18 protein-coding genes are annotated in these 25,266 nt (G+C 69.9%); 9 read left to right on the top strand and 9 right to left on the bottom strand.

All coding sequences use genetic code 11. The annotated features are described in order from the left end of the window. Nucleotides 1-12 precede the first annotated feature (12 nt). From cydB to PZB75_RS14825, 3 genes are all read left to right on the top strand, one after another. Complete coding sequence (gene cydB / locus PZB75_RS14835; RefSeq protein WP_275535764.1) at nucleotides 13-1,014, top strand: cytochrome d ubiquinol oxidase subunit II; 1,002 nt, start codon at nucleotides 13-15, stop codon at nucleotides 1,012-1,014. Between the two features lie 238 nt (nucleotides 1,015-1,252). Next, nucleotides 1,253-4,918 carry a thiol reductant ABC exporter subunit CydD gene (gene cydD, locus PZB75_RS14830; RefSeq protein WP_275535763.1) on the top strand — a complete coding sequence of 1,222 codons (3,666 nt, stop codon included), beginning with the start codon at nucleotides 1,253-1,255 and terminating at the stop codon, nucleotides 4,916-4,918. A 144-nt stretch (nucleotides 4,919-5,062) separates the two neighbouring features. Further along, nucleotides 5,063-6,769: a GAF domain-containing protein gene (locus PZB75_RS14825; RefSeq protein WP_275535762.1), complete on the top strand. Its 1,707-nt coding sequence runs from the start codon at nucleotides 5,063-5,065 to the stop codon at nucleotides 6,767-6,769. Between the two features lie 178 nt (nucleotides 6,770-6,947). Here the strand turns inward: PZB75_RS14825 and PZB75_RS14820 are convergent, their stop codons facing one another. Beyond that, complete coding sequence (locus PZB75_RS14820) at nucleotides 6,948-7,820, bottom strand: Cof-type HAD-IIB family hydrolase (RefSeq protein WP_275535761.1); 873 nt, start codon at nucleotides 7,818-7,820, stop codon at nucleotides 6,948-6,950. A 368-nt stretch (nucleotides 7,821-8,188) separates the two neighbouring features. Between PZB75_RS14820 and PZB75_RS14815 the strand changes: the two genes are divergently transcribed. Then, nucleotides 8,189-9,097 (top strand): LLM class flavin-dependent oxidoreductase, encoded by a 909-nt coding sequence (locus PZB75_RS14815; protein WP_275535760.1) that lies wholly within the window; start codon nucleotides 8,189-8,191, stop codon nucleotides 9,095-9,097. 195 nt (nucleotides 9,098-9,292) lie between these two features. Here PZB75_RS14815 and PZB75_RS14810 read toward each other — a convergent pair whose 3' ends face one another. Further along, nucleotides 9,293-10,324 carry a MerR family transcriptional regulator gene (locus tag PZB75_RS14810; protein WP_275535759.1) on the bottom strand — a complete coding sequence of 344 codons (1,032 nt, stop codon included), beginning with the start codon at nucleotides 10,322-10,324 and terminating at the stop codon, nucleotides 9,293-9,295. Further along, the gene (locus PZB75_RS14805) at nucleotides 10,321-12,189 is read right to left on the bottom strand and encodes an SDR family oxidoreductase (protein WP_275538717.1); all 1,869 of its coding nucleotides are present in this window, start codon (nucleotides 12,187-12,189) and stop codon (nucleotides 10,321-10,323) included. Before PZB75_RS14805 ends, PZB75_RS14810 begins: the two co-directional genes overlap by 4 nt. Nucleotides 12,190-12,565: 376 nt before the next feature. Between PZB75_RS14805 and PZB75_RS14800 the strand changes: the two genes are divergently transcribed. The 5 genes from PZB75_RS14800 (at nucleotide 12,566) to PZB75_RS14780 (ending at nucleotide 17,207) form a co-directional block, all read left to right on the top strand. Beyond that, the gene (locus PZB75_RS14800; RefSeq protein WP_275538716.1) at nucleotides 12,566-13,612 is read left to right on the top strand and encodes an ABC transporter ATP-binding protein; all 1,047 of its coding nucleotides are present in this window, start codon (nucleotides 12,566-12,568) and stop codon (nucleotides 13,610-13,612) included. Next, nucleotides 13,602-14,516 (top strand): ABC transporter permease, encoded by a 915-nt coding sequence (locus tag PZB75_RS14795; RefSeq protein ID WP_275535758.1) that lies wholly within the window; start codon nucleotides 13,602-13,604, stop codon nucleotides 14,514-14,516. Before PZB75_RS14800 ends, PZB75_RS14795 begins: the two co-directional genes overlap by 11 nt. Further along, nucleotides 14,513-15,424, top strand: coding sequence for an ABC transporter ATP-binding protein (locus tag PZB75_RS14790; RefSeq protein ID WP_275535757.1), 912 nt, complete (start codon nucleotides 14,513-14,515; stop codon nucleotides 15,422-15,424). The genes PZB75_RS14795 and PZB75_RS14790 overlap by 4 nt, the downstream gene beginning before the upstream one ends. A gap of 30 nt (nucleotides 15,425-15,454) precedes the next feature. After that, nucleotides 15,455-16,174, top strand: coding sequence for an ABC transporter permease (locus tag PZB75_RS14785; RefSeq protein ID WP_275535756.1), 720 nt, complete (start codon nucleotides 15,455-15,457; stop codon nucleotides 16,172-16,174). A 337-nt stretch (nucleotides 16,175-16,511) separates the two neighbouring features. Further along, nucleotides 16,512-17,207 (top strand): hypothetical protein, encoded by a 696-nt coding sequence (locus tag PZB75_RS14780; protein WP_275535755.1) that lies wholly within the window; start codon nucleotides 16,512-16,514, stop codon nucleotides 17,205-17,207. 158 nt (nucleotides 17,208-17,365) lie between these two features. Here the strand turns inward: PZB75_RS14780 and PZB75_RS14775 are convergent, their stop codons facing one another. The 6 genes from PZB75_RS14775 to PZB75_RS14750 all read right to left on the bottom strand — a co-directional run bounded on the left by PZB75_RS14775 (nucleotide 17,366) and on the right by PZB75_RS14750 (nucleotide 25,255). Continuing rightward, nucleotides 17,366-18,163, bottom strand: coding sequence for an HAD family hydrolase (locus tag PZB75_RS14775; protein ID WP_275535754.1), 798 nt, complete (start codon nucleotides 18,161-18,163; stop codon nucleotides 17,366-17,368). Further along, on the bottom strand, nucleotides 18,160-19,437 hold the full coding sequence (gene serS / locus PZB75_RS14770; RefSeq protein WP_275535753.1) for a serine--tRNA ligase: 1,278 nt from the start codon (nucleotides 19,435-19,437) through the stop codon (nucleotides 18,160-18,162). The genes PZB75_RS14775 and serS overlap by 4 nt, the downstream gene beginning before the upstream one ends. Before the next feature lie 748 nt (nucleotides 19,438-20,185). Further along, nucleotides 20,186-21,124, bottom strand: coding sequence for a prephenate dehydratase (gene pheA, locus PZB75_RS14765; RefSeq protein ID WP_275535752.1), 939 nt, complete (start codon nucleotides 21,122-21,124; stop codon nucleotides 20,186-20,188). A 111-nt stretch (nucleotides 21,125-21,235) separates the two neighbouring features. Next, nucleotides 21,236-22,705, bottom strand: a complete 1,470-nt coding sequence (gene efeB / locus PZB75_RS14760; protein ID WP_275535751.1) for an iron uptake transporter deferrochelatase/peroxidase subunit — start codon at nucleotides 22,703-22,705, stop codon at nucleotides 21,236-21,238. A 14-nt stretch (nucleotides 22,706-22,719) separates the two neighbouring features. Beyond that, complete coding sequence (locus PZB75_RS14755) at nucleotides 22,720-24,822, bottom strand: copper resistance protein CopC (RefSeq protein WP_275535750.1); 2,103 nt, start codon at nucleotides 24,820-24,822, stop codon at nucleotides 22,720-22,722. Between the two features lie 13 nt (nucleotides 24,823-24,835). Then, on the bottom strand, nucleotides 24,836-25,255 hold the full coding sequence (locus tag PZB75_RS14750) for a copper chaperone PCu(A)C (protein ID WP_275538715.1): 420 nt from the start codon (nucleotides 25,253-25,255) through the stop codon (nucleotides 24,836-24,838). Nucleotides 25,256-25,266 lie beyond the last annotated feature (11 nt).

Here is a 25,266-nt window from a genome sequence, read left to right as displayed (position 1 = left end):
CGGAGCTGAGGTATGGAACTCCACGACGTCTGGTTCGTACTCATCGCCGTCCTCTGGATCGGCTACTTCTTCCTGGAGGGATTCGACTTCGGAATCGGTGTCCTCACCAAGCTGCTGGCCCGCGACCGCAAGGAACGGCGGGTCCTGATCAACACCATCGGACCCGTCTGGGACGGCAACGAGGTGTGGCTGCTCAGCGCGGGCGGCGCCACCTTCGCGGCGTTCCCCGAGTGGTACGCGACGCTGTTCTCCGGCTTCTATCTGCCGTTGCTGATCATCCTGCTCTGTCTGATCGTGCGGGGTGTCGCCTTCGAGTACCGGGCGAAGCGGCCCGAGGAGAAGTGGCAGACCAACTGGGAGCACGCGATCTTCTGGACCTCGCTGGTGCCGGCCGTGCTGTGGGGCGTGGCCTTCGGGAACATCGTGCGCGGCGTGAAGATCGACGGGAACATGGAGTACACAGGCAACTTCTGGGACCTCCTCAACCCGTACGCGATCCTCGGCGGTCTCGTCACACTGTTCCTCTTCACCTTCCACGGAGCGGTGTTCGCTGCCCTCAAGACGGCCGGTGACATCCGGGTACGAGCGCGGAAGCTGGCGCTGAGGCTCGGCCTGGTCACCGCGGTGCTCGCACTCGGGTTCCTGATCTGGACGCAGCTCGACAAGGGCGACGGCACGAGCCTGATCGCGATGGTCGTCGCCGCGCTGGCGCTGGTCGCGGCGATCGGCACCATCGCCGCCGGACGCGAGGGATGGTCGTTCGCCTTCTCGGGGGTGACCATCGCGGCGGCGGTCGCCATGCTCTTCCTGACCCTCTTCCCGAACGTCATGCCCTCCTCGCTGAACGACGCCTGGAACCTCACGGTCACCAACGCCTCGTCCAGCCCGTACACGCTGAAGATCATGACCTGGTGCGCGGGGACAGCCACGCCCCTGGTGCTGCTGTACCAGGGGTGGACGTACTGGGTGTTCCGCAAGCGGATCGGTACGCAGCACATAGCCGACGCGCACTGAGCGAGCGCGACGCACCGGACCGGCCGGTCCACCACGCTCGACGAGGGAAGCCGGCCGGCCGGTTCGCCCCGCTCGACGAAGAAACCGGACCGGCCGGCCCGTCTCGCTCGAAGAGGGACCGGCAGACCGGCCCGAGTGCGCCGCAGTCCCGCGGGGCGCGGCGACACCGGGTGCGGCGCACTCCGCGGGACCGCGGCGCACTCACCGAAAGCACCGAGTTCACTGAGGACTGTTTCACGTGAAACCGATCGATCCGCGCCTGCTCCGCTACGCCCGGGCCACCCGGTTCTTCCTCGCGGCCGTGGTGGCACTGGGGCTGGTCGGGGCGGTGCTGGTCGTCGCCCAGGCGATGCTCGTCGCCGACGTGGTGGTCGGCGGCTTCGAGGACGGGGCAAGCGTCTCCGGGCTGCGGACCCCGCTCATCCTGCTCGTGGCGGTCTCGCTCGGACGTGCGCTGATCTCCTGGCTCACCGAACTCGCCGCGTACCGGGCGAGCGCGGCGGTCAAGGCCGAACTGCGCGGACGTCTTCTGGCGCGAGCCGTCGACCTCGGGCCGGCCTGGCTCACGAGCCGGCGCACCGGCTCGCTGGTGGCACTGGCCACCCGTGGTGTGGACGCGCTCGACGACTACTTCTCGCGCTATCTGCCACAGCTCGGGCTCGCGGTGGTGGTGCCACTGGCCGTTCTCGCCAGGATCGTCACCGAGGACTGGGTCTCGGCGGCGATCATTGTGGTCACTCTGCCGCTCATCCCGCTCTTCATGATCCTGATCGGCTGGGCCACCCAGTCCCGGATGGACCGGCAGTGGCGGCTGCTCTCCCGGCTCTCCGGTCACTTTCTCGATGTGGTCGCCGGTCTGCCGACGCTGAAGGTCTTCGGGCGGGCGAAGGCGCAGGCCGAATCGATCCGCGCCATCACATCGCAGTACCGTCGCGCCACCCTGGGGACCCTGCGGATCGCCTTCCTGTCGTCCTTCGCACTGGAACTCCTGGCGACGCTGTCGGTGGCCCTGGTCGCCGTCACCATCGGCATGCGGCTCGTGCACGGCGAACTCGACCTCTACACCGGCCTGCTGGTGCTGATCCTCGCGCCCGAGGCATACCTTCCGATCCGGCAGGTCGGTGCGCAGTACCACGCCGCGGCGGAGGGGCTGTCGGCCGCCGAGGAGATCTTCTCGATCCTGGAGACGGAGCCCCCGGTGAGTGGTACGGGGGAGGTTCCCGAATCGATGAGGCTGGAACTGGACGGGGTGACCGTCCGCCACGAGGGCCGCGCGGCACCCTCACCCGCCGCGGCTTCGCTGGTGGTGGAGGAGGGGGAGACCGTCGCCCTGGTCGGCCCGAGCGGGGTCGGCAAGTCCACGCTCCTGAGTGTGGTGCTGGGGTTCACGACTCCCGACGAGGGACGGGTACGGGTCGGCGGCACCGATCTGGCGACGCTCTCCCCGAAGCGCTGGCGCGAGCGGATCGCCTGGGTACCGCAGCATCCGCACCTCTTCGCGGGCACGATCGCGGAGAACGTACGGCTGGCCAGGCCGGGCGCGGACGACGACGCCGTGACGGCCGCGCTGCGGGACGCGGGTGCGCACGACTTCGTGGCGGCGCTGCCGGACGGCACGGCGACCCTTCTCGGTGAGGACGGTGCGGGGCTGTCCGCGGGCCAACGGCAGCGGTTGGCGTTGGCCCGCGCGTTCCTCGCCGACCGGCCACTGCTGTTGCTCGACGAACCGACGGCCGGTCTCGACGGTGAGACGGAGGCGGGCATCGTCGAGGCGGTACGGAGGCTGGCGGCCGGTAGGACCGTGCTGCTGGTCGTGCACCGGCCCGCGCTGCTGGCGGTGGCGGACCGCGTGGTGAGGCTGGAACCGTCGGAGCCGGTCGCGGTCGAGGGGATCAGCGGCGTCGGTTCCGACCCTGGTGCTGGAGTCGCGGGTCCGGAGCCGACCGGTGCTCCCCGTCCGGGCGCTTCGGTGGTCCCCGGCGGGGAGGGGATTCGTGAGGGGCGCGGCGGGGGCGCCGACGTGGGGCAGACGGCGGCCGAGGAGCGCAGGGACGTCTCCGCGGGCTCCGAGGGCCCTTGGGGCTCCCAGGACTTCGGGGATTCCGGGGACCACCTGGGCTTCGGTGGCTCCGTGGGCTCCGGGCGTCCTACAGACGCCGGACGCCCCGGACGGGTGCTGGCCCGGGTCCGGGCGGCGGCGGGAGCGCAGCGCGGACAGCTGGCGCTCGCGCTGCTGCTGGGCAGTCTCGCGGTCGGTTCGGCGGTCGGGCTCATGGCCGTGTCGGGGTGGCTGATCTCCCGCGCCTCCGAACAGCCCCCGGTGCTCCATCTGATGGTGGCCGTCACAGCGACCCGTGCCTTCGGCATCGGACGCGCCGTCTTCCGCTACGCCGAGCGGCTCGTCTCGCATGACGCGGTGCTCAGGATGCTGGCCGAGCTGCGCGTCGCGGTGTACCGGGCACTGGAGCGGATCGCGCCGACGGGGCTGCGGCAGACGCGACGCGGGGATCTGCTGTCCCGGCTCGTCGCCGATGTGGACGCCTGGCAGGACTACTGGCTGAGGTGGCTGCTGCCCGCCGGAACCGCGGTCGTCGTCGGGGTCGCCGCGGCCGGGTTCACCGGCTGGCTGCTGCCCGAGGCGGGTGTCGTGCTGGCGGTCGGACTGCTGTTGGCCGGGGTGGGGGTGCCACTGGTCAGTGGGGCCTGTGCCCGGCACGCGGAGCGCCAACTGGCTCCGGCCCGTGCCGCACTGGCCACCCGGGTCACCGATCTGCTCAGCGGTACGGCCGAGCTGGCCGTCGCGGGCGCGCTGCCCGACCGGCGGACGAAGGCACGCCGGGCCGACGACGTACTGACCGGGATCGCCGCCAGGTCCGCCACCGCCACCGCGCTCGGCGCCGGGTTGTCCGCGCTGATCTGCGGCCTCACGGTGGTCGGAGCCGCGATCGTCGGTGTCCGCGCGGTGTACGAGGGACGGATCGAGGGTGTGGAGCTCGCGGTGGTGGTACTCACCCCGCTCGCCGCCTTCGAGGCCGTGACCGGTCTCCCGCTCGCCGTCCAGTACCGCCGCCGGGTCAAGCGGAGTGCGGAGCGGGTGTACGAAGTGCTGGACGCGCCGGTCCCGGTCCAGGAGCCCGCGACCCCCGCCGACGCGCCTGCCTCACCGTTCCCGTTGGAGATACGGGGTCTGTGCGCCCGCCATGCCGGAGCGGACCGGGACGCGCTCGACGGTGTCGAGCTGACGCTGGTGGCGGGCCGCAGGATCGCCGTCGTGGGCTCCTCGGGGTCAGGCAAGACGACACTCGCACAGGTCATGCTGCGCTTCCTGGACGCCCGCTCGGGGACGTACCGGATCGGCGGCGTCGACGCGTCCGCACTGGAAGGGGACACCGTCCGCCGGTTCGTCGGGCTGTGCGCCCAGGACGCGCACATCTTCGACAGCTCCATCCGGGAGAACCTGCGACTGGCCCGTACCGGAGCGACCGACGCGGAACTCCGCGCGGCTCTCCGCAGGGCCCGGTTGCTGGACTGGGCCGAGGAACAGCCCGACGGGCTCGACACCCTCGTCGGTGAGCACGGTGCCCGGCTCTCCGGAGGCCAGCGACAGCGGCTCGCGTTGGCCCGCGCGCTCCTGGCCGACTTCCCCGTACTCGTACTCGACGAACCGGCGGAACACCTCGATCTGGCCACGGCGGACGCGCTGACCGCCGACCTGCTGGCGGCCACCGTGGGACGTACGACGCTCCTGATCACGCACCGGCTGGCAGGGCTCGACGCCGTCGACGAAGTGGTGGTGCTGGACGAGGGCCGGGTGGCGCAGCGCGGCCCGTACGCGGAGCTGGCGGCGGCCGACGGCCCGCTGCGCCGGATGGTGGAGCGTGAACGGGAGGTTGTGCGGGTGTAGGGGTGGAGGGACGGAGGTGTGACGGAGGCACGGGCGGGGTGAAGACGCCGGAGCGGTGGCAGGGCTTTCACCGATCTCGGCCATCCCGCTGCGGTGCCAGTAACCCGGCTGTTCATAACAAAGCGGACTAATTAGGCTCTGGGTATGGCAGAGCCCCATCCGAAGGACTCACTCGAAGCCGCCACCCGGGCGGCCCACGGCCTCCAGGGTCTGTCCACGGAGCTGACCTCTCGCGTACCGCTGTTGCTGGAGGCCATGCGCGCCGTCGGCACCGGGCTCGAACTGCGGGCCACCCTCGACCGGATCTGTGAGACGGCGGCCGACCTCGTCCATGCCCGTTACGCGGCGATCGGTGTCGTCGACGAGGCCGGTCGGGGCCTTTCCGATTTCGTCACCTTCGGTGTCCCGCCGGAAGAGGGGCGGGAGACGGGCCGTCCGCCCGACGGCCACGCAGGGCTGCTGGAAGCGCTGAGCCACGACCCGGCCCTCGTCCTGCTGCCCGACCTGACGACCGATCCCCGGGCGGCCGGCTTTCCGCCGGGGCACCCCACGACGCGTACGTTTCTCGGTGTCCCCGTCCGGGCGCGGGGGGAGGTCTTCGGCAACCTCTATCTGGCCGAGAAGACCGATGGGGACGCCTTCAGCGACTACGACCTCCAGATGGTCCGTGTGCTCGCCGCCGAGGCCGGGATCGCCATCGGCAACGCGCGGCTGTACGAGGCGGCTCGGCAGCGGGAGCGGTGGATCGACGGTTCGGTCGCCGTGACGACCGCTCTGCTGTCGGGCGGGGACGCCGACGAAGCGCTCTCCGTCGTCGCCGAACAGGCCCGTCGGCTCGCGGTCTCCACCGCCGGGATCGTGCTCCTGCCGACCGGTGAGGGCGGTCTGGAGATCGTCGCGGTGTCGGCCGACGACCCGACCGCCCTGCTCGGGGCGGTCATTCCTCCGGAGAGCCCGGTGGTGAGGGCGCTGCTGAGCGGCGAGGCGGTGTTCGTCGACGACTCGGGCAGCGACGACCGCATGGTGACCGGGCTTGCCGGACGGTTCGGGCCCAACATGCTGCTGCCCCTGCGCAACGGCGGACAGGTGCTCGGAGCGCTCGCCACGCCACGGGCGCCGAGGGCCAGACCGTTCACCGGGGCCGAACGGACCCTCGCCGTCCAGTTCGCCTCGCAGGCCGCGCTCGCGCTGATGACCGCCGACGCGCAACGGGACCGGGAACGTCTCGCGGTGTACGAGGACCGGGACCGGATCGCCCGTGATCTGCACGATCTCGTCATCCAGCGCCTGTTCGCGACCGGGATGATGCTGGAGAGCGCGCAGCGCACCTCGGGCGTGCCGGAGGTGCGGACGGGGGTCGGACGGGCCGTCGACGAACTCGACGTGACCATCCAGGAGATCCGCACCGCGATCTTCGCGCTCCAGCAGGAGCCGGCCGAGACACTGTCCGGGCTGCGCATCCGGGTGCTGCGCGAGATCAACATGGCGTCCGTGCCGCTCGGTTTCACACCGTCACACCGATTCCTGGGCGCGGTCGACACCCTCGTCGGTGAACTCACCGGAAAGAACCTCATCGCGGCGTTGCGCGAGGCGTTGTCCAATGCCTTCCGGCACGCCGAGGCATCACGGATCGACGTGGTCGTCGACGCGACGGCCACCCTGCCCGACGGCCGGGACGCGGTACGTCTGTCGGTCGCCGACGACGGGGTGGGCATCCCGGCGGACGGTCGGCGCAGCGGCCTGCGGAACCTCGCGCGCCGGGCGGAGTCGCTGGGCGGCGCCAGTTGGTTCGGGGGTGGCATCGGGGAGGACGGGGGCGGGGCGACGGTGGTGTGGGAGGCGCCGCTGTAGGGCGGATGCGGGGACACCGGCGGCGGGAACAGTTTTCGTGCGTGGCCGGGCTTCACGCGCGTGGCCGGGCTTTGCGCGTGGAGTCGGGCGGGACCGTGCTCCTGGTGGTCGGACGATGACTGCGTGGTGCTCGGACGACGGCTGCGCGGTCGTCAAAGGAAGATGGCTGCACGGCCGTTCACGACGGCTGCGCGCCGGCCTGCGGTGACTGCTTGGCGAGGATGCGCTCGATGACGACCGCCACGCCGTCGTCATTGTTGGCGACCGTACGGCCTGAGGCCGCGGCAACAGCCGCCGGATGGGCGTTCTCCATCGCGTACGAGGTGCCCGCCCAGCTCAGCATTTCCACGTCGTTGGGCATGTCTCCGAACGCCACGACCTCCGCGGGTGTGATCCCGCGCTCGGCGCAGCAGAGCGCGAGGGTGCTGGCCTTGGAGACTCCGATACCGCTGGCCTCCAGCAGCGCGGTGGGGCTGGAGCGGGTGAAGGAGACCAGATCGCCGACCGCGGCACGGGCCACCGTGAGGAAGTCGTCCGGGGCCAGTTCGTCGTGCTGGGCGAGGATCTTCAGTACGGGAGAGCCGGAACCCGGTGTCTCCTCGTACAGCAGCTTCTCGGCGACCGCGATGTCGGCGCCCGGTTCGAACTGGAACGGGGGGTACGTCGGCTCGTAGTGGATACCGGTGGCCAGTTCCACGGCGAACGAAGTGCCCGGGGTGACCGCGCGCAGGGTACTGACCACTTCGAGGGCCACGGTCCGGTCCATGGGGCGGACCTGGATGAGCCTTCCGTCCGCGTGAAGGTCGACTACGGCGGCGCCGTTGGCGCAGATGGCCAGGCCGTGACCGTGGACGTAGTCGCTGACGACACTCATCCAGCGGGCCGGGCGCCCCGTCACGAAGAAGACCTCAATCCCGGCCTCCTCGGCGGCTGCGAGAGCAGCGACCGTACGGTCCGACAAGGTCTTGTCGTCACGCAGCAGGGTGCCGTCCAGGTCGGTGGCGATCAGCCGGGTGGTGGCAGGCGGCGGCGAGTCGGTAGCTGAGGTCACGATTTCATTCTCGCTCACCGAGGTGCACGTGCGTGCGGAGGGGCGCACATTTGAGTCGGTACGTCTCCGAGGGGCCATCGCTCGGTCATCGCTCCGGCCATCACCCAGGATTCCGCTGCCCGACTGCCCGACTGCCCGACTGCCCGCCCGCTGACCGCTTGACCGCTTGACCGCCCGCCGCTCGGGCCCGACCGTCCGCGCACCGCTCGACCTGTCGCGGCGCCGACAGATGGAGCCGACTGCCGCCCGTTCCCGTCCCCGCCTCCTTGCCTCTCCTCGTCTCTCCCCTCTCCCCTCGCCTCCCTTCTTGTCGTTTCCCCTGGTCTCCTTCGGCTGCCTCCGATTTCGGCACGTCGTAGGCTTCGAGCATGACGTCCTCACTGCGCCTGAGCACTGTGATCCTTCCCGTCCGACGCTGGCAGGAGGGAGGCCGCGACGAGTGGACGCGGGCCGAGGAACTGGGTTTCCACGCCGCCTACACCTATGACCACCTGTCGTGGCGGACCTTCCGCGACGGGCCCTGGTTCGGCGCCGTGCCCACACTGACCGCCGCCGCCACGGCCACCTCGCGGTTGCGGCTCGGGACCCTCGTCACATCCCCCAACTTCCGGCACCCCGTGACGCTCGCCAAGGAACTGATCACGCTGGACGACGTGTCCGGCGGACGGATCACTCTCGGGATCGGGGCCGGGGGCAGCGGCTTCGACGCGACCGTGCTGGGACGGGAACCGTGGACGCCGCGCGAGCGGGCCGACCGGTTCGCCGAGTTCGTACCGCTGCTCGACCGGCTGCTGACCGAGGACGCCGTGACCTACGAGGGCACCCACTACTCGGCGGTCGAGGCGCGTGACATCCCTGGCTGTGTGCAGCGGCCCCGCATCCCCTTCGCGGTCGCCGCCACTGGGCCGCGTGGGCTGAAGCTCGCCGCACGATACGGCCGGGCGTGGGTGACGACGGGTGACCCCAGCCTCTTCGAGGCGGGTACGCCCGAACAGTCACTGGACGCGATCGGCGGCCAGATCGCCAGGTTGGGCGCCGCGTGTGACGCGATCGGCCGGGATGTCGCCGAGCTGGACAAGGTACTGCTGACCGGTTTCACCCCGGAAGGGGCAGGACCGCTGGACTCCCTGGACGCCTTCGTGGACTTCGCGGGCAGGCATGCCGCGCTCGGCATCACGGAGATCGTCGTGCACGCGCCGATTCCGGACTCCGACTTCGCCGCCGACCCCAAGGTGTTCGAACAGATCGCCACCGAAGCGCTCGCTCAGCTGAACTGACCGTCAGCGGAACGGGAGTACCCGGGCAGGCGAAGCAGCGGCGGATGTCCACGCGAGCCCCTTGAGCGGCGCACTCGGACTTTGTGCACGGTTCAGCGAACCGATGGTCCCGCACAGGTTTGATCCACAGCGAACTCGGCTTATCCACAGGGAAAATGGCAACTCTGTGGACAACCGTGCGGCGAGATGGGCCCCTTATTCATCTATGGGCTTTTTGCCGTTCTTTGAGGTCAATGAGTCCAATGTTCTTTTCTGTACCTCTCTCTCGGTGGCCGCGGTGATGAACGCCGCGACTTCTCCCTCCCCACCGTCCCCGATGATTCGCTGGACGGATGTCACCGTGCGGGCGGGGATCAGCACGGGCCGTGAGCCGCTTCTCGGAGAGGGAGTCGGGTCGGCCCCGAGGTGATGCTGAAGGTGGCGGGTGGCGAACATTCGCATCGCGCGGGCAAGTTCGGCATCGACGGTCTGCTGAGCCAGTGGACGCAGGCGCCGGACCATCGAGGCCGCCTCCGCGGCGTCCGCTTCGGTGGGCGGCCGGTGACCGAGATAGCGTGCGAAGACGTGCTCCGTGGTGAACTCCAGGAAGCGTGACGCGATGTGTTCGACCTGGCCGCGCAGCTCCCGGAGGTGCCCGGAGATCGCGGAGAGCGGTACGCCCGCCCGGAACAACTCGACCGCCACCGCCAGCTCCTGAGGGCTCGGCACCAGGAACTCGTCCTCCCGGCCCGCCACACGCTCCAGCACCCCGAGCGCGACCGCTTCCTCCACCGCTTCCTGGACCGTGCCGCTGTCCGGCCCGTCGACCACCTCGCTGTCCGTATCGTCGACCGCCCGATCGCCCCGGTCGTCGTCCGGGACGCGTTCCGGTGCGCCACCGAACCGCACATGGAGCTCGGTCCGAGTGATGCGGCCTGCCTCCTCGTCCGTCCACGGTCCGTGCACCTCGGCGACCAGCCCGAGCACCCCGCCCAGCCCACGCCCCGCGTCCCAGGCGTCCAGCAGTTCCTTGATGCTGGCCAGGGTGTATCCGCGGTCCAGCAGGTCCGCGATCTGCCGCAGCCGGGTCAGATGCGCCTCTCCGTACACGTTGGCACGGCCGCGCCGCTCCGGTGTGGGGAGCAGACCACGGTCCTGGTAGGCGCGGATCGTGCGGACCGTGGCCCCGCCGGCGTGTGCCAGATCCTCGATCCGGTACTCGGCCACCGGACGACCGGCCGCGCTCACAGCGGCGGCTTCAGTCGGGCGATTCCGCGCAGCGCGCCGGGACTGATCCGCGCCAGCAGCCGGGCACCCCGGGCCTCGGGGGTCACCGGCACCACAGCCTGGTTGCGGAGGACGGCCTTGAGGATCGCGTCCGCGACCTTGTCCGGCGGGTATCCGCGCAGCCCGTACAACGTGCCGGCCCGCTTCCGCAGCCGCTGCTGCTCCGCCTCGTCGACGCCGACGAACCGCGCCGTGGCCGTGATGCCGGTGTGGACGACGCCAGGGCATATCGCGCTGACCCCGATCGACCGCTCGGCCAACTCGGCCCGCAGACACTCACTGAGCATCAGCACGGCGGCCTTGGAGGTGCTGTACGCGGGCAGTGCGCGTGACGGCTGGTACGCCGCGGCCGAGGCCGTGTTGACGATGTGGCCGCCCTGCCCGCGATCGGCCATCTGCTTCCCGAAGACACGGCAGCCGTGGATGACTCCCCACAGGTTGGCGTCGAGGACGTGCCTCCAGTCCTCGCTCGTCGTCTCCAGGAAGGAACCCGAGATCCCGATCCCGGCGTTGTTGACGAGGACGTCGACGACGCCGTGCTCCACGAGGACCTTCTCGCCCAGTTTCTCCATCGCCTGCTCGTCACCGACATCGACCACTTCGCTCCAGGCCGTCGGGGAACCGATCAGCCGGGCCAGCTCCGCCGTGCGCGCCACCCCCGCCGCATCCCGGTCCACCGCCACCACCCGTGCGCCCGCCTCGGCGAACGCCAGGGCCGTGGCCCGTCCGATTCCGCCCGCGGCACCCGTGACCAGTACCAGCCGCCCACCGAAGCGATCCGTGTACGCTCCGGGCGCCACGGTCACCGTCGTCCTGGCGGTCCTCACCGCCTTCGCCGCCCTCGCGGTGCCGGCGGTCTTCGCCGTATGCGGTCTCGCCCTCATCGCTGCCGCCGATTCCCACTGCTCGGGTGCACCGTCCGGCCCCGCCGCCTCCGTGGCCGCGGCGAACTCGTCGATCCACGACGCCAGCTGATCGGGGTGGCTGCGCTGGGCCCAGTGCCTCGCGGGCAGCGAACGCCGTACCAGCAGAGGGACCCAGGATTCGAGCCGGTCGTACAGCGTCTCCGACAGAAAGATGTCCCCGGTCGGCGTGATCAGCTGAACCGGCACATGCGCATGGGCGTCGGCGCGCGGCCTGCGCAGTCGTGAACGGACGTTGTCGCGGTAGAGCCAGGCGCCGTGCGCGGCGTCCCGGGGGAGTGACGCCGTCGGATAGCCGTCCGCGGGCGTCTTCTCCAGGCGCTGGAGGACGCTCGGCCACCGTCTGCCGAGCGGTCCCCGCCAGGCGAGCTCGGGCAGCACCGGTGTGTGCAACAGACCGACGTACCAGGACTTGGCGCCCTGCCCCAGCAGCTGACCGACCGCACGGGGAGTGGGGTGGGCGGTGCGCTGCTTGATCCAGTGCCCGAAGTGGTCCAGGGAGGGACCCGAGAGGGAGGTGAAGGAGGCGATCCGGCCCTCGGTGCGTCCGACCGTGGCGAACTCCCACGCCTGGACGGAACCCCAGTCGTGCCCGACCACATGCACCGGCCGGTCCGGACTCACCGCTTCCACGACGGCCATGAAGTCGTCGGTCAGCTTCTCCAGCGTGAATCCGCCCCGCAACGGCTTCGGCGCCGTCGATCTGCCGTGCCCCCGCACGTCGTACAGCACGACGTGCCAACGCTCGGCCAGTCGCCGAGCCACCTCCGACCAGACCTCCTTGCTGTCCGGGTAGCCGTGCACCAGCACGACCGTCGGGCGGGCCGGGTCGCCCAGCTCGGCGACACACAGCTCGATCCCACCCGTGTGCACCCAGCGCTCGCGTGCCTCACGCGGCCTCATGTCGCGGTCCTCGGTCATGCCACCGTCCGTCCCATGCCGTGTGCTCTACGTGTTCGTAACGTGACACTGATGAATGTGACAATGTCCAGCGGCTACGTCAAGGGCCGCGCAATGCCTGTGGAAAACTCACGGAATTCGCTCGCGGCCTCGCTGATCTGCCTCCCAGAACCACCACCCCGAACCGCCTCCGCCGATCTGCCTGCCCTCCTGCCGAGGCGGGGTACGGCCCGTCCTGACGCCGATCCATTACGGGGCCGTACTCCTGGAGTCGGACGCCGATCCAGCCGTCAGGGCTGACGCCTGACGTGTCCCGCGCCACTACGTTCGAAACGTGACTGTGATCGCAACCGAAAGCCTGAGCAAGCGGTTCCCCCGGGTGACCGCTCTTGACCGGCTCTCCTTGGACATCGGACCGGGTGTGACCGGCCTGGTGGGGTCCAACGGAGCCGGCAAGTCCACATTGATCAAGATCCTGCTGGGTCTGTCCCCCGCCACCGAGGGCCGGGCCGCGGTGCTCGGGCTGGACGTCGCCACCAGCGGCGCCGCCATCCGTGAGCGGGTCGGCTACATGCCCGAGCACGACTGCCTGCCGCCCGACGTGTCGGCCACGGAGTTCGTCGTCCACATGGCGCGGATGTCCGGTCTGCCGCCCACAGCGGCCCGCGAGCGCACCGCCGACACCCTGCGACACGTCGGCCTGTACGAGGAGCGGTACCGCCCCATCGGCGGCTACTCGACCGGCATGAAGCAGCGCGTGAAACTGGCCCAGGCATTGGTCCACGACCCGCAGTTGGTCCTGCTCGACGAACCGACCAACGGCCTCGACCCGGTCGGCCGTGACGAGATGCTCGGCCTGATCCGCCGGGTGCACACCGACTTCGGCATTTCCGTCCTGGTGACCTCGCACCTGCTGGGTGAACTCGAACGCACCTGTGACCATGTCGTCGTCATCGACGGCGGTTCGCTGCTGCGGTCCAGCTCCACCCGCGACTTCACACAGGTCACCACGACCCTCGCGATCGAGGTCACGGACAGCGACGCCCACCCCGACGGCACGCATGCCCTCAGGGAGGCGTTGACAGCGGCCGGGGTCACCCTGGTCGGGCGCGACGGCCTCGCGCTGGACGGACTGCCGGGCGCGGGCCACACCCTCCTCGTCGAGGCCATCGGCGAGGAGACGTACGACATCGTCCGTGACAGCGTCGCCGGGCTCGGACTCGGCCTCGTAAGGATGGAACAGCGGCGCCACCACATCGCCGAGGTCTTCCGTACCGAGGGGAACGCATCGACCGGGGCGCCGACGGAGTCCGCGACCACGACGGAGTTCACAGCCACGGCGGGAGCCACGACAACGGCGGAGTCCACGGCGACGGCCTCGGCCGACGTCGCACAGCAGAAGGGAGACGGTCGCGATGAGCACTGAGACCGGAGCCGCGGCCGGAACGGACGCGGGCGGCACCCGCATCCACAACATCGGCTACCGCTCGTACGACGGACCGCGCCTCGGCCGTGCCTACGCACGCCGTTCCCTCTTCTCGCAGTCCCTGAGAGGGTCCTTCGGGCTCGGGCGTTCCGCCAGGTCGAAGGTGCTGCCGATGCTGCTCTTCGGCGTGATGTGTCTGGTCGCCGCGATCATCGTCGCGGTCGCCGTGACCGTGCCGAACACGACGGATCTGCCGATGAAGTACACGTCGTTCGCCATCTTCCTCCAAGCTGTCATCGGCCTCTTCATCGCCGCGCAGGCACCGCAGTCGGTCTCCCGGGACCTCCGTTTCAAGAGCGTGCCGTTGTACTTCTCACGGCCCATCGAACGTGTCGACTACGTGATGGCGAAGTTCGCGGCCATGGCCTCCGCGCTCTTCGTGCTCACCGGGATGCCGCTGGTGATCCTCTACGTGGGCGCCCTGCTGGGGAAGTTCGACTTCGGCCATCAGACCAAGGGGTTCGGACAGGGGCTGGTCTCCGTGGCGCTGCTCTCCGTACTGTTCGCCGGGCTCGGCCTGGTGATGGCCGCGCTGACCCCGCGCCGCGGCTTCGGTGTCGCCGCGGTGATCGCCGTACTCACCATCTCCTACGGCGCGGTCTCCACCGTGCAGGCCATCGCATGGGAGACGGGCTCGTCGGATGCGGTGCCGTGGCTGGGGCTGTTCTCCCCGATCACGCTGATCGACGGTGTGCAGACCGCGTTCCTCGGCGCCTCCTCCGCGTTCCCCGGGGGGCAGGGCCCGGGTGCGGGAGCCGGGGTGGTCTATCTGATCGTTGTTCTCGCGCTCGTCGCCGGCTCGTACGCCGTCCTGATGCGCCGCTACCGGAGGGTCGGGCTGTGACCACCATCGAGATCGACCACGTCTCGCGCTGGTTCGGAAACGTCGTCGCCGTCAACGACGTGAGCGTGAAGGTCGGGCCGGGAGTCACCGGCCTGCTCGGTCCGAACGGCGCGGGCAAGTCCACCCTGATCAACATGATGGCCGGATTCCTCGCGCCCTCGACGGGAACCGTCACGCTCGACGGCCGGACGATCTGGCGCAACGAGGCGGTGTACCGGGAGATCGGCATCGTGCCGGAGCGAGAAGGCATGTACGACTTCCTCACCGGCCGTGAGTTCGTCATCGCCAACGCGGAATTGCAGGGGCTCGACGCCGCCGCCGCGCAGCGGGCACTGGCCACCGTCGAGATGGAGCACGCGCAGGACCGGAAGATCTCCACGTACAGCAAGGGCATGCGCCAGCGCGTGAAGATGGCGTCCGCGCTGGTCCACGAGCCGTCCGTGCTCCTGCTCGACGAGCCGTTCAACGGGATGGATCCGCGACAGCGGATGCAGCTGATGGAACTGCTGCGTCGGATGGGCACTGAGGGGCGCACGGTCCTCTTCTCCTCGCACATCCTCGAAGAGGTCGAGCAACTCGCCTCGCACATCGAGGTGATCGTGGCCGGACGCCACGCCGCGTCGGGTGACTTCCGCAAGATCCGGCGACTGATGACGGATCGTCCGCACCGCTATCTCGTCAGGTCCAGCGACGACCGTGCCCTGGCCGCCGCGCTGATCGCCGACCCGTCGACGGCCGGTATCGAGGTCGACCTCGGCGAACGGGCGCTGCGCATCCAGGCTGTCGACTTCGGCCGCTTCACGGCGTTGCTGCCGAGGGTCGCCCGCGACAACGGCATTCGGCTGCTGACCGTCTCACCGTCCGACGAGTCCCTCGAATCGGTCTTTTCCTACCTCGTAGCGGCCTGAGTAGCGGCCTGAAAGGAGCTGTGAAGCGTCATGTACGACCCCACAGTCGCTCGGCTCACCTACCGGGCCCTGCTCGGCCGGCGCCGGGCTGCCATCCTGTTCGTCCTGCCCGTGCTGCTGGTGGTTCTCGCCGTGGCGGTGCGGGCGTTCGCCGGTGTCGATGACCAGGTCGCCTCGAACGTGCTGGGTGGGTTCGCCATCGCGACGATGGTGCCGCTGATCGGTGTGATCGCCGGGACCGGGGCCATCGGCCCGGAGATCGATGACGGCTCGATCGTCTACCTGCTGGCCAAGCCGGTGAAGCGGCCGACGATCATCTTCACCAAGCTGATCGTCGCGGTCGCCGTGACCATGGTGTTCTCGGCGCTGCCGACCCTGGTGGCCGGGCTGATCCTCAACGGCAATGGTCAGCAGATCGCGGTGGCCTACACGATCGCGGCTCTGGTCGCCTCGATCGCGTACAGCGCGCTGTTCCTCTTGCTCGGCACCGTCAGCCGCCACGCCGTGGTCTTCGGCCTGGTGTACGCGCTGGTCTGGGAGGCGCTGTTCGGCAGCCTGGTACCGGGCGCCCGCACCCTCAGCGTCCAGCAGTGGTCCCTCGCGCTCGCCGAGAAGGTCGGCCAGGGCGATGTGATCACCTCAGACGTCGGGCTCCCGCTGGCGACCGTGCTGCTGGTGGCCGTCACGGTGGGTGCCACGTGGTACGCGGGCCAGAAGCTGCGTGCGTTGAAGCTCGCCGGTGAGGAGTGAGCGGCCGACGCCCCCGTTTCACGTGAAACAGCGGCATCGCGAAACGTGCATGTGAGCAACCCCTGTCCGATCAACCCCTGCCCCGACGGGCAGGGGTTGATCGGCGTAAACATATGGTTTCCGCGTAACTGTGCGGTTCTCGGTTCGTTGTTCAGGGTGCGTGGAGGCAACTGGATTCAGTGGCGTCGTAGCTTTCGTGAAATTGGGGATTGCCGATCTCGGCCAGGCAGCGCCGGCCGGTTCGGTCATTGGGTGAGTGGCAACCGTGAGCGTCCTCCGCCCCTGCAGCCCGGGGAACAGGGCCGTCCATCGTCATTTCGCGAAGGAAGGCATGCCCATGCTCACGGAAGTCGCCCTGCTCGAATCACGCGCCCTGCGTGTCGAGCAGATGGGGCGCGTCGATGCCCTCGACAAGGTCAAAGGCCTTGTCATGCTCCCGGACGGAATTCACGTCCGCACAGAGGACGTGGCACGTTACTTCGAAGTATCCACAGGGGCGGTCAAAAAGCTCGTCCAACGCCATCGAGCGGAGATGGAGGAGAACGGTCTCAAGCTGCTCCGAGGCGCTGACCTGCGGACCTTCCATGGGGACATGTTGTCCCTATGGAGCGGTGAGGAGGGGCAAAGTTATCCACAGGCAGCCACCCAGCTCACCCTCTACACCCGTAGGACGGTGCTCAACGTGGCGATGCTGCTTCGCGACAGCGACATCGCCCGTTGCGTCCGTACGTACCTTCTCGACGCGGAGAACGAACTGCGCGCCGGGTACGTCTCGCTCGACCGGCGTGTCACGCGCGTGGAGAGCTGCCTGGCCGGGGTCGGCACGGCGCTGCAGGAACTCGGTCCCGTCCTGGACCGGATGTCGTACCGGCTCGACAGCCTCGACCGGCGGCTCGACGCCACCAACCAGGTGGTCGGAGCCATCAGCGTGCGGCTCTGCGACATGGCCGACGACATCGTCCGTATCGACACGCGGATGGATGACATGGCCCAGGGGCTGAAAGATCTGCGGCGGCGACGTCACCGCTGCTGATCTCTGAGTACGCGCTCGCGGTCCGCCCCGGTCGGCCCTGAAGGCCGCCGGTCGTGGGCCGCGAGCGACCCTCCATCACGGGTGCCGCCGCGCTCACGAGAACTGCGCGGCTCGGTGATCCCCGCCCACCCGGCATCCGCCGCGCCGTTCGGCCACGGCTACAGCAGGCGTTCAAGCACCACGGCGATGCCGTCGTCCTCGTTCGACGCGGTGATCTCGTGGGCGACGACCTTCAGATCGGCGTGAGCGTTGGCCATCGCCACTCCGTGCCGCGCCCAGCCGAACATCGGGATGTCGTTCGGCATGTCACCGAAGGCGATCGTGTCCGCCGCTTTCACACCGAGCCGGCGCGCGGCCAGTGACAACCCGGTCGCCTTGCTCAACCCCAGCGGCAGGATCTCCACCACACCCGGACCGGCCATGACGATGCCCACCAGGCTGCCGACCGCCTCACGGGCGGCCCTGGCCAGGGCGTCGTCGTCGAGTTCCGGATGCTGGACGTAGATCTTGTTCAGGGGAGCGGTCCACATCTCCGCCGGGTCGTCCACGAACACGTACGGGAGCGGCCCCTCGTGCACCTGGTAACCCGGTCCGACCAGCACCTGGCCTTCGAGACCGTCCCGGCTCGCGGCCAGGGCCAGCGGGCCGACCTCGGCCTCGATCTTGGCCAGGGCGAGTCCGGCCAGCTGTCGGTCGAGCGTCAGCGAGGTCAGCAGCCGGTGTTCGCCCGCGTGGTAGACCTGCGCGCCCTGGCCGCAGACCGCGATGCCGTCGTAGCCGAGGTCGTCCAGGATGTGGCGGGTCCAGGGAACGGCCCGACCCGTGACGATGATGTGCGCGGCGCCGGCCGCCGTGACAGCGGCCAGCGCGTCGCGCGTGCGCCCGGAGACCGAGCCGTCGTCACGCAGCAGCGTGCCGTCGAGATCGGTCGCGACGAGCTTGTAGGGGAAGGTCACTTGGCGACCGGTTCCAGGACCTCGCGCCCGCCCAGGTAAGGGCGCAGCACCTCGGGCACCCGTACCGAACCGTCGGCCAGCTGGTGGTTCTCCAGGATCGCCACGATCGTGCGCGGCACGGCGCAGAGGGTGCCGTTCAGCGTGGCCAGCGGCTGCACCTTCTTGCCGTCCCGCATGCGGACGGACAGCCGGCGTGCCTGGAAACCGTCGCAGTTCGACGCCGAGGTGAGCTCGCGGTACTTCCCCTGGGTGGGAATCCAGGCCTCGCAGTCGAACTTACGGGAGGCCGAGGCGCCCAGATCACCGGTGGCCACATCGATCACCTGGAAGGGCAGTCGCAGGGCGGTCAGCCACTGCTTCTCCCAGTCCAGCAGCCTCTGGTGCTCGGCCTCGGCGTCGGCCGGATCGACGTACGAGAACATCTCGACCTTGTCGAACTGGTGGACGCGGAAGATGCCCCGGGTGTCCTTGCCGTACGTACCTGCCTCACGGCGGAAGCACGGCGAGAAACCGGCGTACCGCAGCGGCAGCTTGGCGGCGTCGATGATCTCGTCCATGTGGTACGCGGCGAGGGGGACCTCGGACGTACCGACGAGGTAGTAGTCGTCCTTCTCCAGGTGGTACACGTTCTCGGCGGCCTGGCCGAGGAAGCCCGTGCCCTCCATGGCACGCGGACGGACCAGCGCCGGGGTCAGCATCGGTACGAAACCGGCCTCGGTGGCCTGGGCGATCGCGGCGTTGACGAGGGCGAGCTCCAGCAGCGCGCCGACACCCGTCAGGTAGTAGAAGCGCGAGCCGGACACCTTGGCCCCGCGCTCCATGTCGATGGCGCCCAGCGCCTCGCCCAGCTCCAGATGGTCCTTCGGCTCGAATCCCTCGGCTCCGAAGTCGCGGATCGTGCCGTGCGTCTCCAGGACGACGAAGTCCTCCTCGCCGCCGACCGGTACGTCCGTGTGGACGACGTTGCCCAACTGGAGCAACAGGCGCTTGGCCTCCGCGTCGGCCTCGTCCTGCGCCACGTCGGCGGCCCGGACGTCGGCCTTCAGCTGCTCGGCCTTCCGCAGCAGCTCCGCGCGCTCCTCGGGGGAAGCCTTGGGGATCAGCTTGCCGAGCGACTTCTGCTCGGAACGGAGTTCGTCGAAGCGGACGCCGGACGACCTGCGCCGCTCGTCGGCGGAGAGAAGGGCGTCGACGAGCGCGACGTCCTCTCCACGGGCACGCTGGGAGGCGCGCACACGGTCGGGGTCCTCACGGAGCAGGCGAAGGTCAATCACCCCTCCAGGCTACCGGTGCGAACCCGTCGGCCTCTCCCTGCTATTGAGGTGTCGCATTTCATGCGCATTGCCGGAATTGGGAATTTCGAGGAAGATCTACGGTGCCGCACCGTGAGTGATTGTCCCCGGCGATCGTCAATGGAGGGGGATCCTCGCCCCCTGAACGGGGGTGGAGCGCCGATGGCTCTTGACGTAGGAACCCTGTGTCGAGCGGGAGTTGGGGAGCGGTGATCCGTGAGTTGTCCACAGAGAGTGCGCTGGGTTTTCAGTTATCCACAGGCTGTGAGGAAGATCTGTGGACATGAGCAACGGACGCCGAAGAGACTGTTCCGGACCCAGGTATTCCGTAAGCAAACCCGCCCTATCCACTCATTCGGGTGGGAATTACTCGCTCCAAAGAGTTGATCAATGGAATTAGGATGACGTCGCACAGCTTGGTGCTCTGTGGATTGATGCGAGTGACCCGGGCGATTTGTCGACCATGTCGCTTTGTGGTGTCGACTTGTCCCCAGGCGTCGCAGCAGGTCTGTGGATAACTTTGAGCGCTGACGACAATCGGCACGTAACACCGCCGATCGCGAGCACCGATCGTCACCATCGCCTGCCCATCGCTACCCGTCCGCCGCCACCCGTCACCAGTACCGGCCTCCGCTGCCGCTCGTCGGCACCGGTCGCCCACTCCAACCGGAGCGTCGGCTGTGAGGGCCGGCCGTGGTCCGCCCCGTACCGTGGTCGGCGGACCGCACGCTCAGAGCGCGCGCCCGTCCTGACTGCGTGCCAACCAGTCGGACGCGTCCACGAAAGCCGCGTCCGACGTGCCCGCGCGCAGCGGCGGTACGTCCTCCGGCACCACCCCGGCACGCGGATACGAGCCCAGGAAGCGGACCTTCGGGCAGATCCGCTTCAGCCCCATCAGTGCCTCACCGACCCGCCGATCAGCGATGTGCCCCTCGGCGTCCACGGAGAAGCAGTAGTTCCCGATGCCCGCGCCCGTCGGCCTGGACTGGATCAGCATCAGGTTCACTCCGCGCACCGCGAACTCCTGGAGGAGTTCGAGCAGCGCGCCCGGGTGGTCGTCCCCCATCCAGATGACCACCGACGTCTTGTCCGCACCGGTCGGCGCCGAGGGGCGCGCCGGGCGGCCCACCAGGACGAAGCGCGTCTGCGCGTTCTTCGCGTCGTGGATCTCGGTCACCAGCGGCAGCAGCCCGTACGTCGCCGCGGCGAACTCCCCCGCGAAGGCGGCGTCGTACCGCCCTTCCTGGACCAGACGCGCGCCGTCCGCGTTGGACGCGGCCGACTCCCACACGGCCTCCGGGAGATGGGCGGCCATCCAGTTGCGCACCTGCGGCTGGGCAGCGGGATGCGCGGTGACGGTCTTGATGTCGGAGAGCTCGGTCCCGGGCCGCACGAGCAGGGCGAAGGTGATGGAGAGCAGCACCTCGCGGTAGATCATCAGCGGCTCACCGCTGGTCAGCTGGTCGAGGGTCGTGGTGATCCCGCCCTCGACGGAGTTCTCGATCGGTACCAGCGCTGCCGCCGCCTCGCCGTTGCGTACGGCGTCCAGCGCGGCCGGGACGGACACCATCGGGACGAGTTCCCGGGTGGCCGCTTCCGGAAGCGTACGGAGGGCGACCTCGGTGAAGGTGCCTTCGGGGCCCAGATAGGCGTAGCGCGTGGCGGACATACGGTCACCCTAATGGCCCGGGACGGGGCACGACCGCGAAATTCACCGCCCCGGCCCGAAGGAAAAGGCACTGCGTCCACTGCTCCGAACCGTGCGGGGCCGCCGACCGGATCAGGCCTCCAGCAGCCGCTGCCCCACGTACTCACCCCGCGCGGCCCCGCCCGGCACCGCGTACAACCCACTCGCCTCGTGCCGGATGAACGGCGCGAGCGCGTCACCCCGGTCGAGTTTGCGCTGCACCGGCACGAAGCCCTTGAACGGATCGGCCTGCCAGCAGATGAACAGCAGCCCGGCGTCCGGCGTGCCGTCCGTCGTGATGCCGTCGTGGTAAGAGAAGGGGCGCCGCAGCATCGCCGCACCGCCGTTCTTCTCCGGGGAGGAGATCCGGGCGTGCGCGTTGTCCGGGATCGACAGCTTTCCGTCGGGGCCCGCCTTGTCGAGGTCCATCTCGGTGGTCTCGGTGCCTCCGCTCAACGGCGCGCCGTCCGTCTTGCGCCGGCCGATCACCCGTTCCTGCTGGGCGACCTGGAGCCGGTCCCAGTCGTCGAGCAGCATCCTGATCCGGCGTACGACGACGTAGGAACCGCCCGCCATCCACGCGGGCGCGGTACCGGAAGTGCCTCCGGTACCGGACGCCTCAGCGGGGACGAAGATCCGCCGGTCGAAATCGCTCTCGCCCGGTCGGGGATTGCCGGTGCCGTCGATCTGGCCCATCAGATTACGCGCGGTCATCGGCCTGGTGGTGGCACCGGGGGTGCGGTTGAAGCCGTTCATCTGCCAGCGCACCTTCGCGGCTCCCGCGGCCTCCTTCTGCACGGCACGCAGCGCGTGAAAGGCGACGAGGGCGTCATCGGCGCCGATCTGCACCCAGAGGTCCCCCTCGGAGCGCCGAGCGTCGAGGTGGTCGGAGGAGAACGGCGGCAACGGGTCCAGCTCTGCCGGGCGCTGGGCGGTCAGGCCCGTGCGGTCGAAGAAGGTGCGGCCGAAACCGAAGGTGACGGTGAGTGAGGAGGGCCCGGCGTCCGACGCGATCCCGGTGTCGGGCCCCGCACCGCCCTCGGACGGCTCGCCCGCCATCAGCCGACGCGTCAGATCCGACCAGCGGCGCAGCAGGGCGGCGGCTTCCTTGCGTCCCGCGCCCACCGCCAGATCGAAGGCGATCAGATGGCCGCGCGCCTGAAGCGGAGTGGTGATGCCCGGTTGATGTTTCCCGTGAAACATCACCTCCGTGGAACCGACCGAGGCGAGCGGGACCGGGGCCTCGGGCCTGGTCGCCGCATAGCCGACGCCGCCGCCCGCGGCGCCCAGCACCAGCCCGGTCGCGCCTGCCGCGCCCACACCGCCGAGCAGCCGCCGCCGGGACACGGCGCCGCTTTCCGTACGGTCCACGCCGCTGCCCCCGGCCCCCGCGCCGCCTCTCACGCCGTCCACCGGGCGGCCGTTCCTGCCGTTCGCGCCGGTGCCGTCCCCCGGGCGGCCGTGCTTCCCGTTCGCGCCTGTGCCGTCCGCAGAGCCACCGTTCCTGCCGTTCGCGGCGCGCCCGTTCTTCGCGCCGCGCTCGCCGTTCACGTTCGTCCTCATCCCGCTCATCCCGCTCAGCCGATCTTCACGTTCTTCACGAGGGTCGCCTGGTCGATGTCCGACGTACGGACGGTCACCGCGACCTTCCAGTCACCCGCCATGGGTATCCGCACATCACCGGCCGTCCAGTGGCCCTCGGTGAGCCGACGGGGAGCGACGGGAAGCGGGCCGATGTCCTTGGCCTCCAGGGTGAGGGAGACCTTCACCTCGGGGACGTCCAACGGCTTGCCGTCGGGCCCGTCGATCAGGATGTGCAGCGTGTTGGAGCCGGTGCGGCCCGGATCGATGTCCAGCTGAACCGTCCCCTTGCCGTTCTGGCCTCCGGTGTCGAACGGCAGGCTCAGGCCGACCGGCCCATCGGCCACCGCTTCGGCCACCGCGGTCTTGCCGCGTGCGGCTTCTTCCTCCGTACGTCCCGGCTCGGTCGAGGTCAGTATGGTCGTCACCGCCAGCAGTACGACGGCGACGCCGGCCTCCGCGAGCACCGAGCGCCGCAGTCCCGACCGCCGGGGATCGGCGTCGCGGACGCGCTTGGCCTCGGTCGTCCGCACCGCGGCCTGCTGGCGGGCGAGCTGGGCGGCCCGTGCGGGGTCCGCGGCGACGGCGACCGGTTCACCGACCGGCTCCGGACACGATTCACCGGCCGGCTCCACATCCGCTCCAGCGCCCGGCCCCGCCTCCGCTCCAGTGTCCGCCCCCGCCCCCGCTCCAGCGCCCGGCCCCGCTTCCGATCCGGTGCCCGGTCCCGTAACCCGTCCAGCACCGGATTCCGTGCCCCGCCCGCCGTCGGCGATCTGCCCGCTGTCGGTGACCTGCCCACCGCCCGTGCCCAGCTCGCCGTCCGTCAGCCGTGCCGTCCAGCGCCGGGAGAACCACGCGATCCCGAGGAGTACCCCGATCAGCCCCACCTTCAGCAGAAGGAGCTGCCCGTACCGGGTGCCGGTCAGCGCCGACCAGTACCCCACCTGCCGCCAGGACTGGTAGATCCCGGTCGCCGCGAGCACGAGCACGCTGCCGAACGCGATCCGCGAGTAGCGCCGCACGGCGTCCCGCCCGATGTCCGGCGTCCGGTACAGCGCGACCAGCAGCGCCGCGAGACCGCCGAGCCAGGTCGCCACGGCCAGCAGATGCAGTACGTCGACGGGCATCGCGATGCCCGTCTGGATGCCCGTCGAAGCGTGTTCGGCGAAGGACCAGGTCCCGGCGATCCCGACCGCGATGACGGTGCCCCCGAGGGCCAGGCCGAAGGTGAGGTCCCGCTTCTCCTTCTCGTCCTCGCGTTTCGTGTACGTACCGAAGAGGACGGCGATGAAGATCGCGGAGGCGCCGAGCAGGAGCAGTCGGGAGAACAGCGCGGTGCCCGGCTTGGTGTCGAGCACCGCCCGCAGTCCGTCGAGGTCGAAGGCGTCGACGAGTTTCCCCGAACCGGTGTACGGGGTCCTCAGCAGCAGCATGACCAGGGTGGCCGCGGCGAGCGTGATCCACCCGCGCACCACCAGACGCTGCAACGGGCGGGCGCCCGCTCCGCGCTGCCAGCAGGCCAGGACGAACGTGACGCCGCCCGCGAGCAGGATGAACCCGGCGTAAGCGGCGTACCGCGCGATGTCGTAGAGCGTGCCGACGAGCCCCCCGCCCGCCCGGTCGGACGGGAGGGCGACGCTGGTCTCGGACGGTGCTCCGATGGAGAACGTGAAGGCTCCGGAGACCGGGTGGCTGTCGGCGGACACGGCCTGCCAGGCCACGGTGTACGTGCCGTCGGGCAGCCCACCGCGCAACGCGACGCCGTGCCGCACGGTGGAACCGTCCTGGAGGTCGAGCGGACCACCCGTGTCGGCCCGCTCACCGGTGGGGTCGAGGACCCGGATCGAGTCGGCGCCCATGGCCACCTGCTCGGAGAAGGTGAGCGTGACCTGTTCGGGCGCGGTGGCGACCACCGCCCCGTCCTTCGGGTCGCTCCCGGTGAGGGCCGCGTGCGCGGCCGCCGGCCCCGCGCCCGCCAGCAGCAGGCCGAACAACAGGCAGGCCAGCGTGGCGAGGAGGGCGGCGGCACGGGCACGTGGCCGACGTGCCGGGGATGTCCGCGGTGACGTTCCGAAGTGCGGGGCGGTGGCTCTCATGAGTGTTGGTCCCTCACTGCTTCTTCGGGTTGTGGGTGGTCTCCTTCACGGGAAGGTCGACCGTGATCGGTTCGGCCTTCTCGAAGTGCAGCTCGACGGACACCTTCTCGCCCCGCATCGGCCGCTGCTTCAGCTTCATGAACATGATGTGGTTGCCGCCGCGTTCCAGATCCAGCTCGCCGCGTGCCGGTACGTCGAACGACGTCACCTTCCGCATCCTCTGGTCCTTCGTCTCGTGGATCGTGACGTCGTCCGAGATGGAGCTGGTCACCGAGGTGAGGCGGTCGGACGCGTCGCCACTGTTGCGTACGACGAGGAAACCGGCCGCCATGTCGTCGATGGGCTGAGGCATGAAGGCACCGGTCACCTCCAGATCGGGTGTACCGCCGTCCGACGAGGAGCAGCCCGCCAGAGCGAGCCCGGTGGTCGCCATGACGGCGACCA

Origin of the sequence: Streptomyces sp. AM 4-1-1 (genome assembly GCF_029167625.1) — a bacterium.
Classification (GTDB): domain Bacteria; phylum Actinomycetota; class Actinomycetes; order Streptomycetales; family Streptomycetaceae; genus Streptomyces.
Note: the sequence above shows the minus strand (reverse complement) of the source record. Positions and strands in the feature narration are given on the sequence as shown.

Bases quoted from the DNA above. Each gene is read 5' to 3' on its own strand.
- cydB (WP_275535764.1), top strand. From the start codon at position 13: ATGGAACTCCACGACGTCTGGTTCGTACTCATCGCCGTCCTCTGGATC.
- PZB75_RS14825 (WP_275535762.1), top strand. From the start codon at position 5,063: ATGGCAGAGCCCCATCCGAAGGACTCACTCGAAGCCGCCACCCGGGCG.
- PZB75_RS14815 (WP_275535760.1), top strand. From the start codon at position 8,189: ATGACGTCCTCACTGCGCCTGAGCACTGTGATCCTTCCCGTCCGACGC.
- PZB75_RS14805 (WP_275538717.1), bottom strand. From the start codon at position 12,189: ATGAGGCCGCGTGAGGCACGCGAGCGCTGGGTGCACACGGGTGGGATC.
- PZB75_RS14795 (WP_275535758.1), top strand. From the start codon at position 13,602: ATGAGCACTGAGACCGGAGCCGCGGCCGGAACGGACGCGGGCGGCACC.
- PZB75_RS14785 (WP_275535756.1), top strand. From the start codon at position 15,455: ATGTACGACCCCACAGTCGCTCGGCTCACCTACCGGGCCCTGCTCGGC.
- PZB75_RS14780 (WP_275535755.1), top strand. From the start codon at position 16,512: ATGCTCACGGAAGTCGCCCTGCTCGAATCACGCGCCCTGCGTGTCGAG.
- pheA (WP_275535752.1), bottom strand. From the start codon at position 21,124: ATGTCCGCCACGCGCTACGCCTATCTGGGCCCCGAAGGCACCTTCACC.
- efeB (WP_275535751.1), bottom strand. From the start codon at position 22,705: ATGAGGACGAACGTGAACGGCGAGCGCGGCGCGAAGAACGGGCGCGCC.
- PZB75_RS14755 (WP_275535750.1), bottom strand. From the start codon at position 24,822: ATGAGAGCCACCGCCCCGCACTTCGGAACGTCACCGCGGACATCCCCG.
- PZB75_RS14750 (WP_275538715.1), bottom strand. From the start codon at position 25,255: ATGGCGACCACCGGGCTCGCTCTGGCGGGCTGCTCCTCGTCGGACGGC.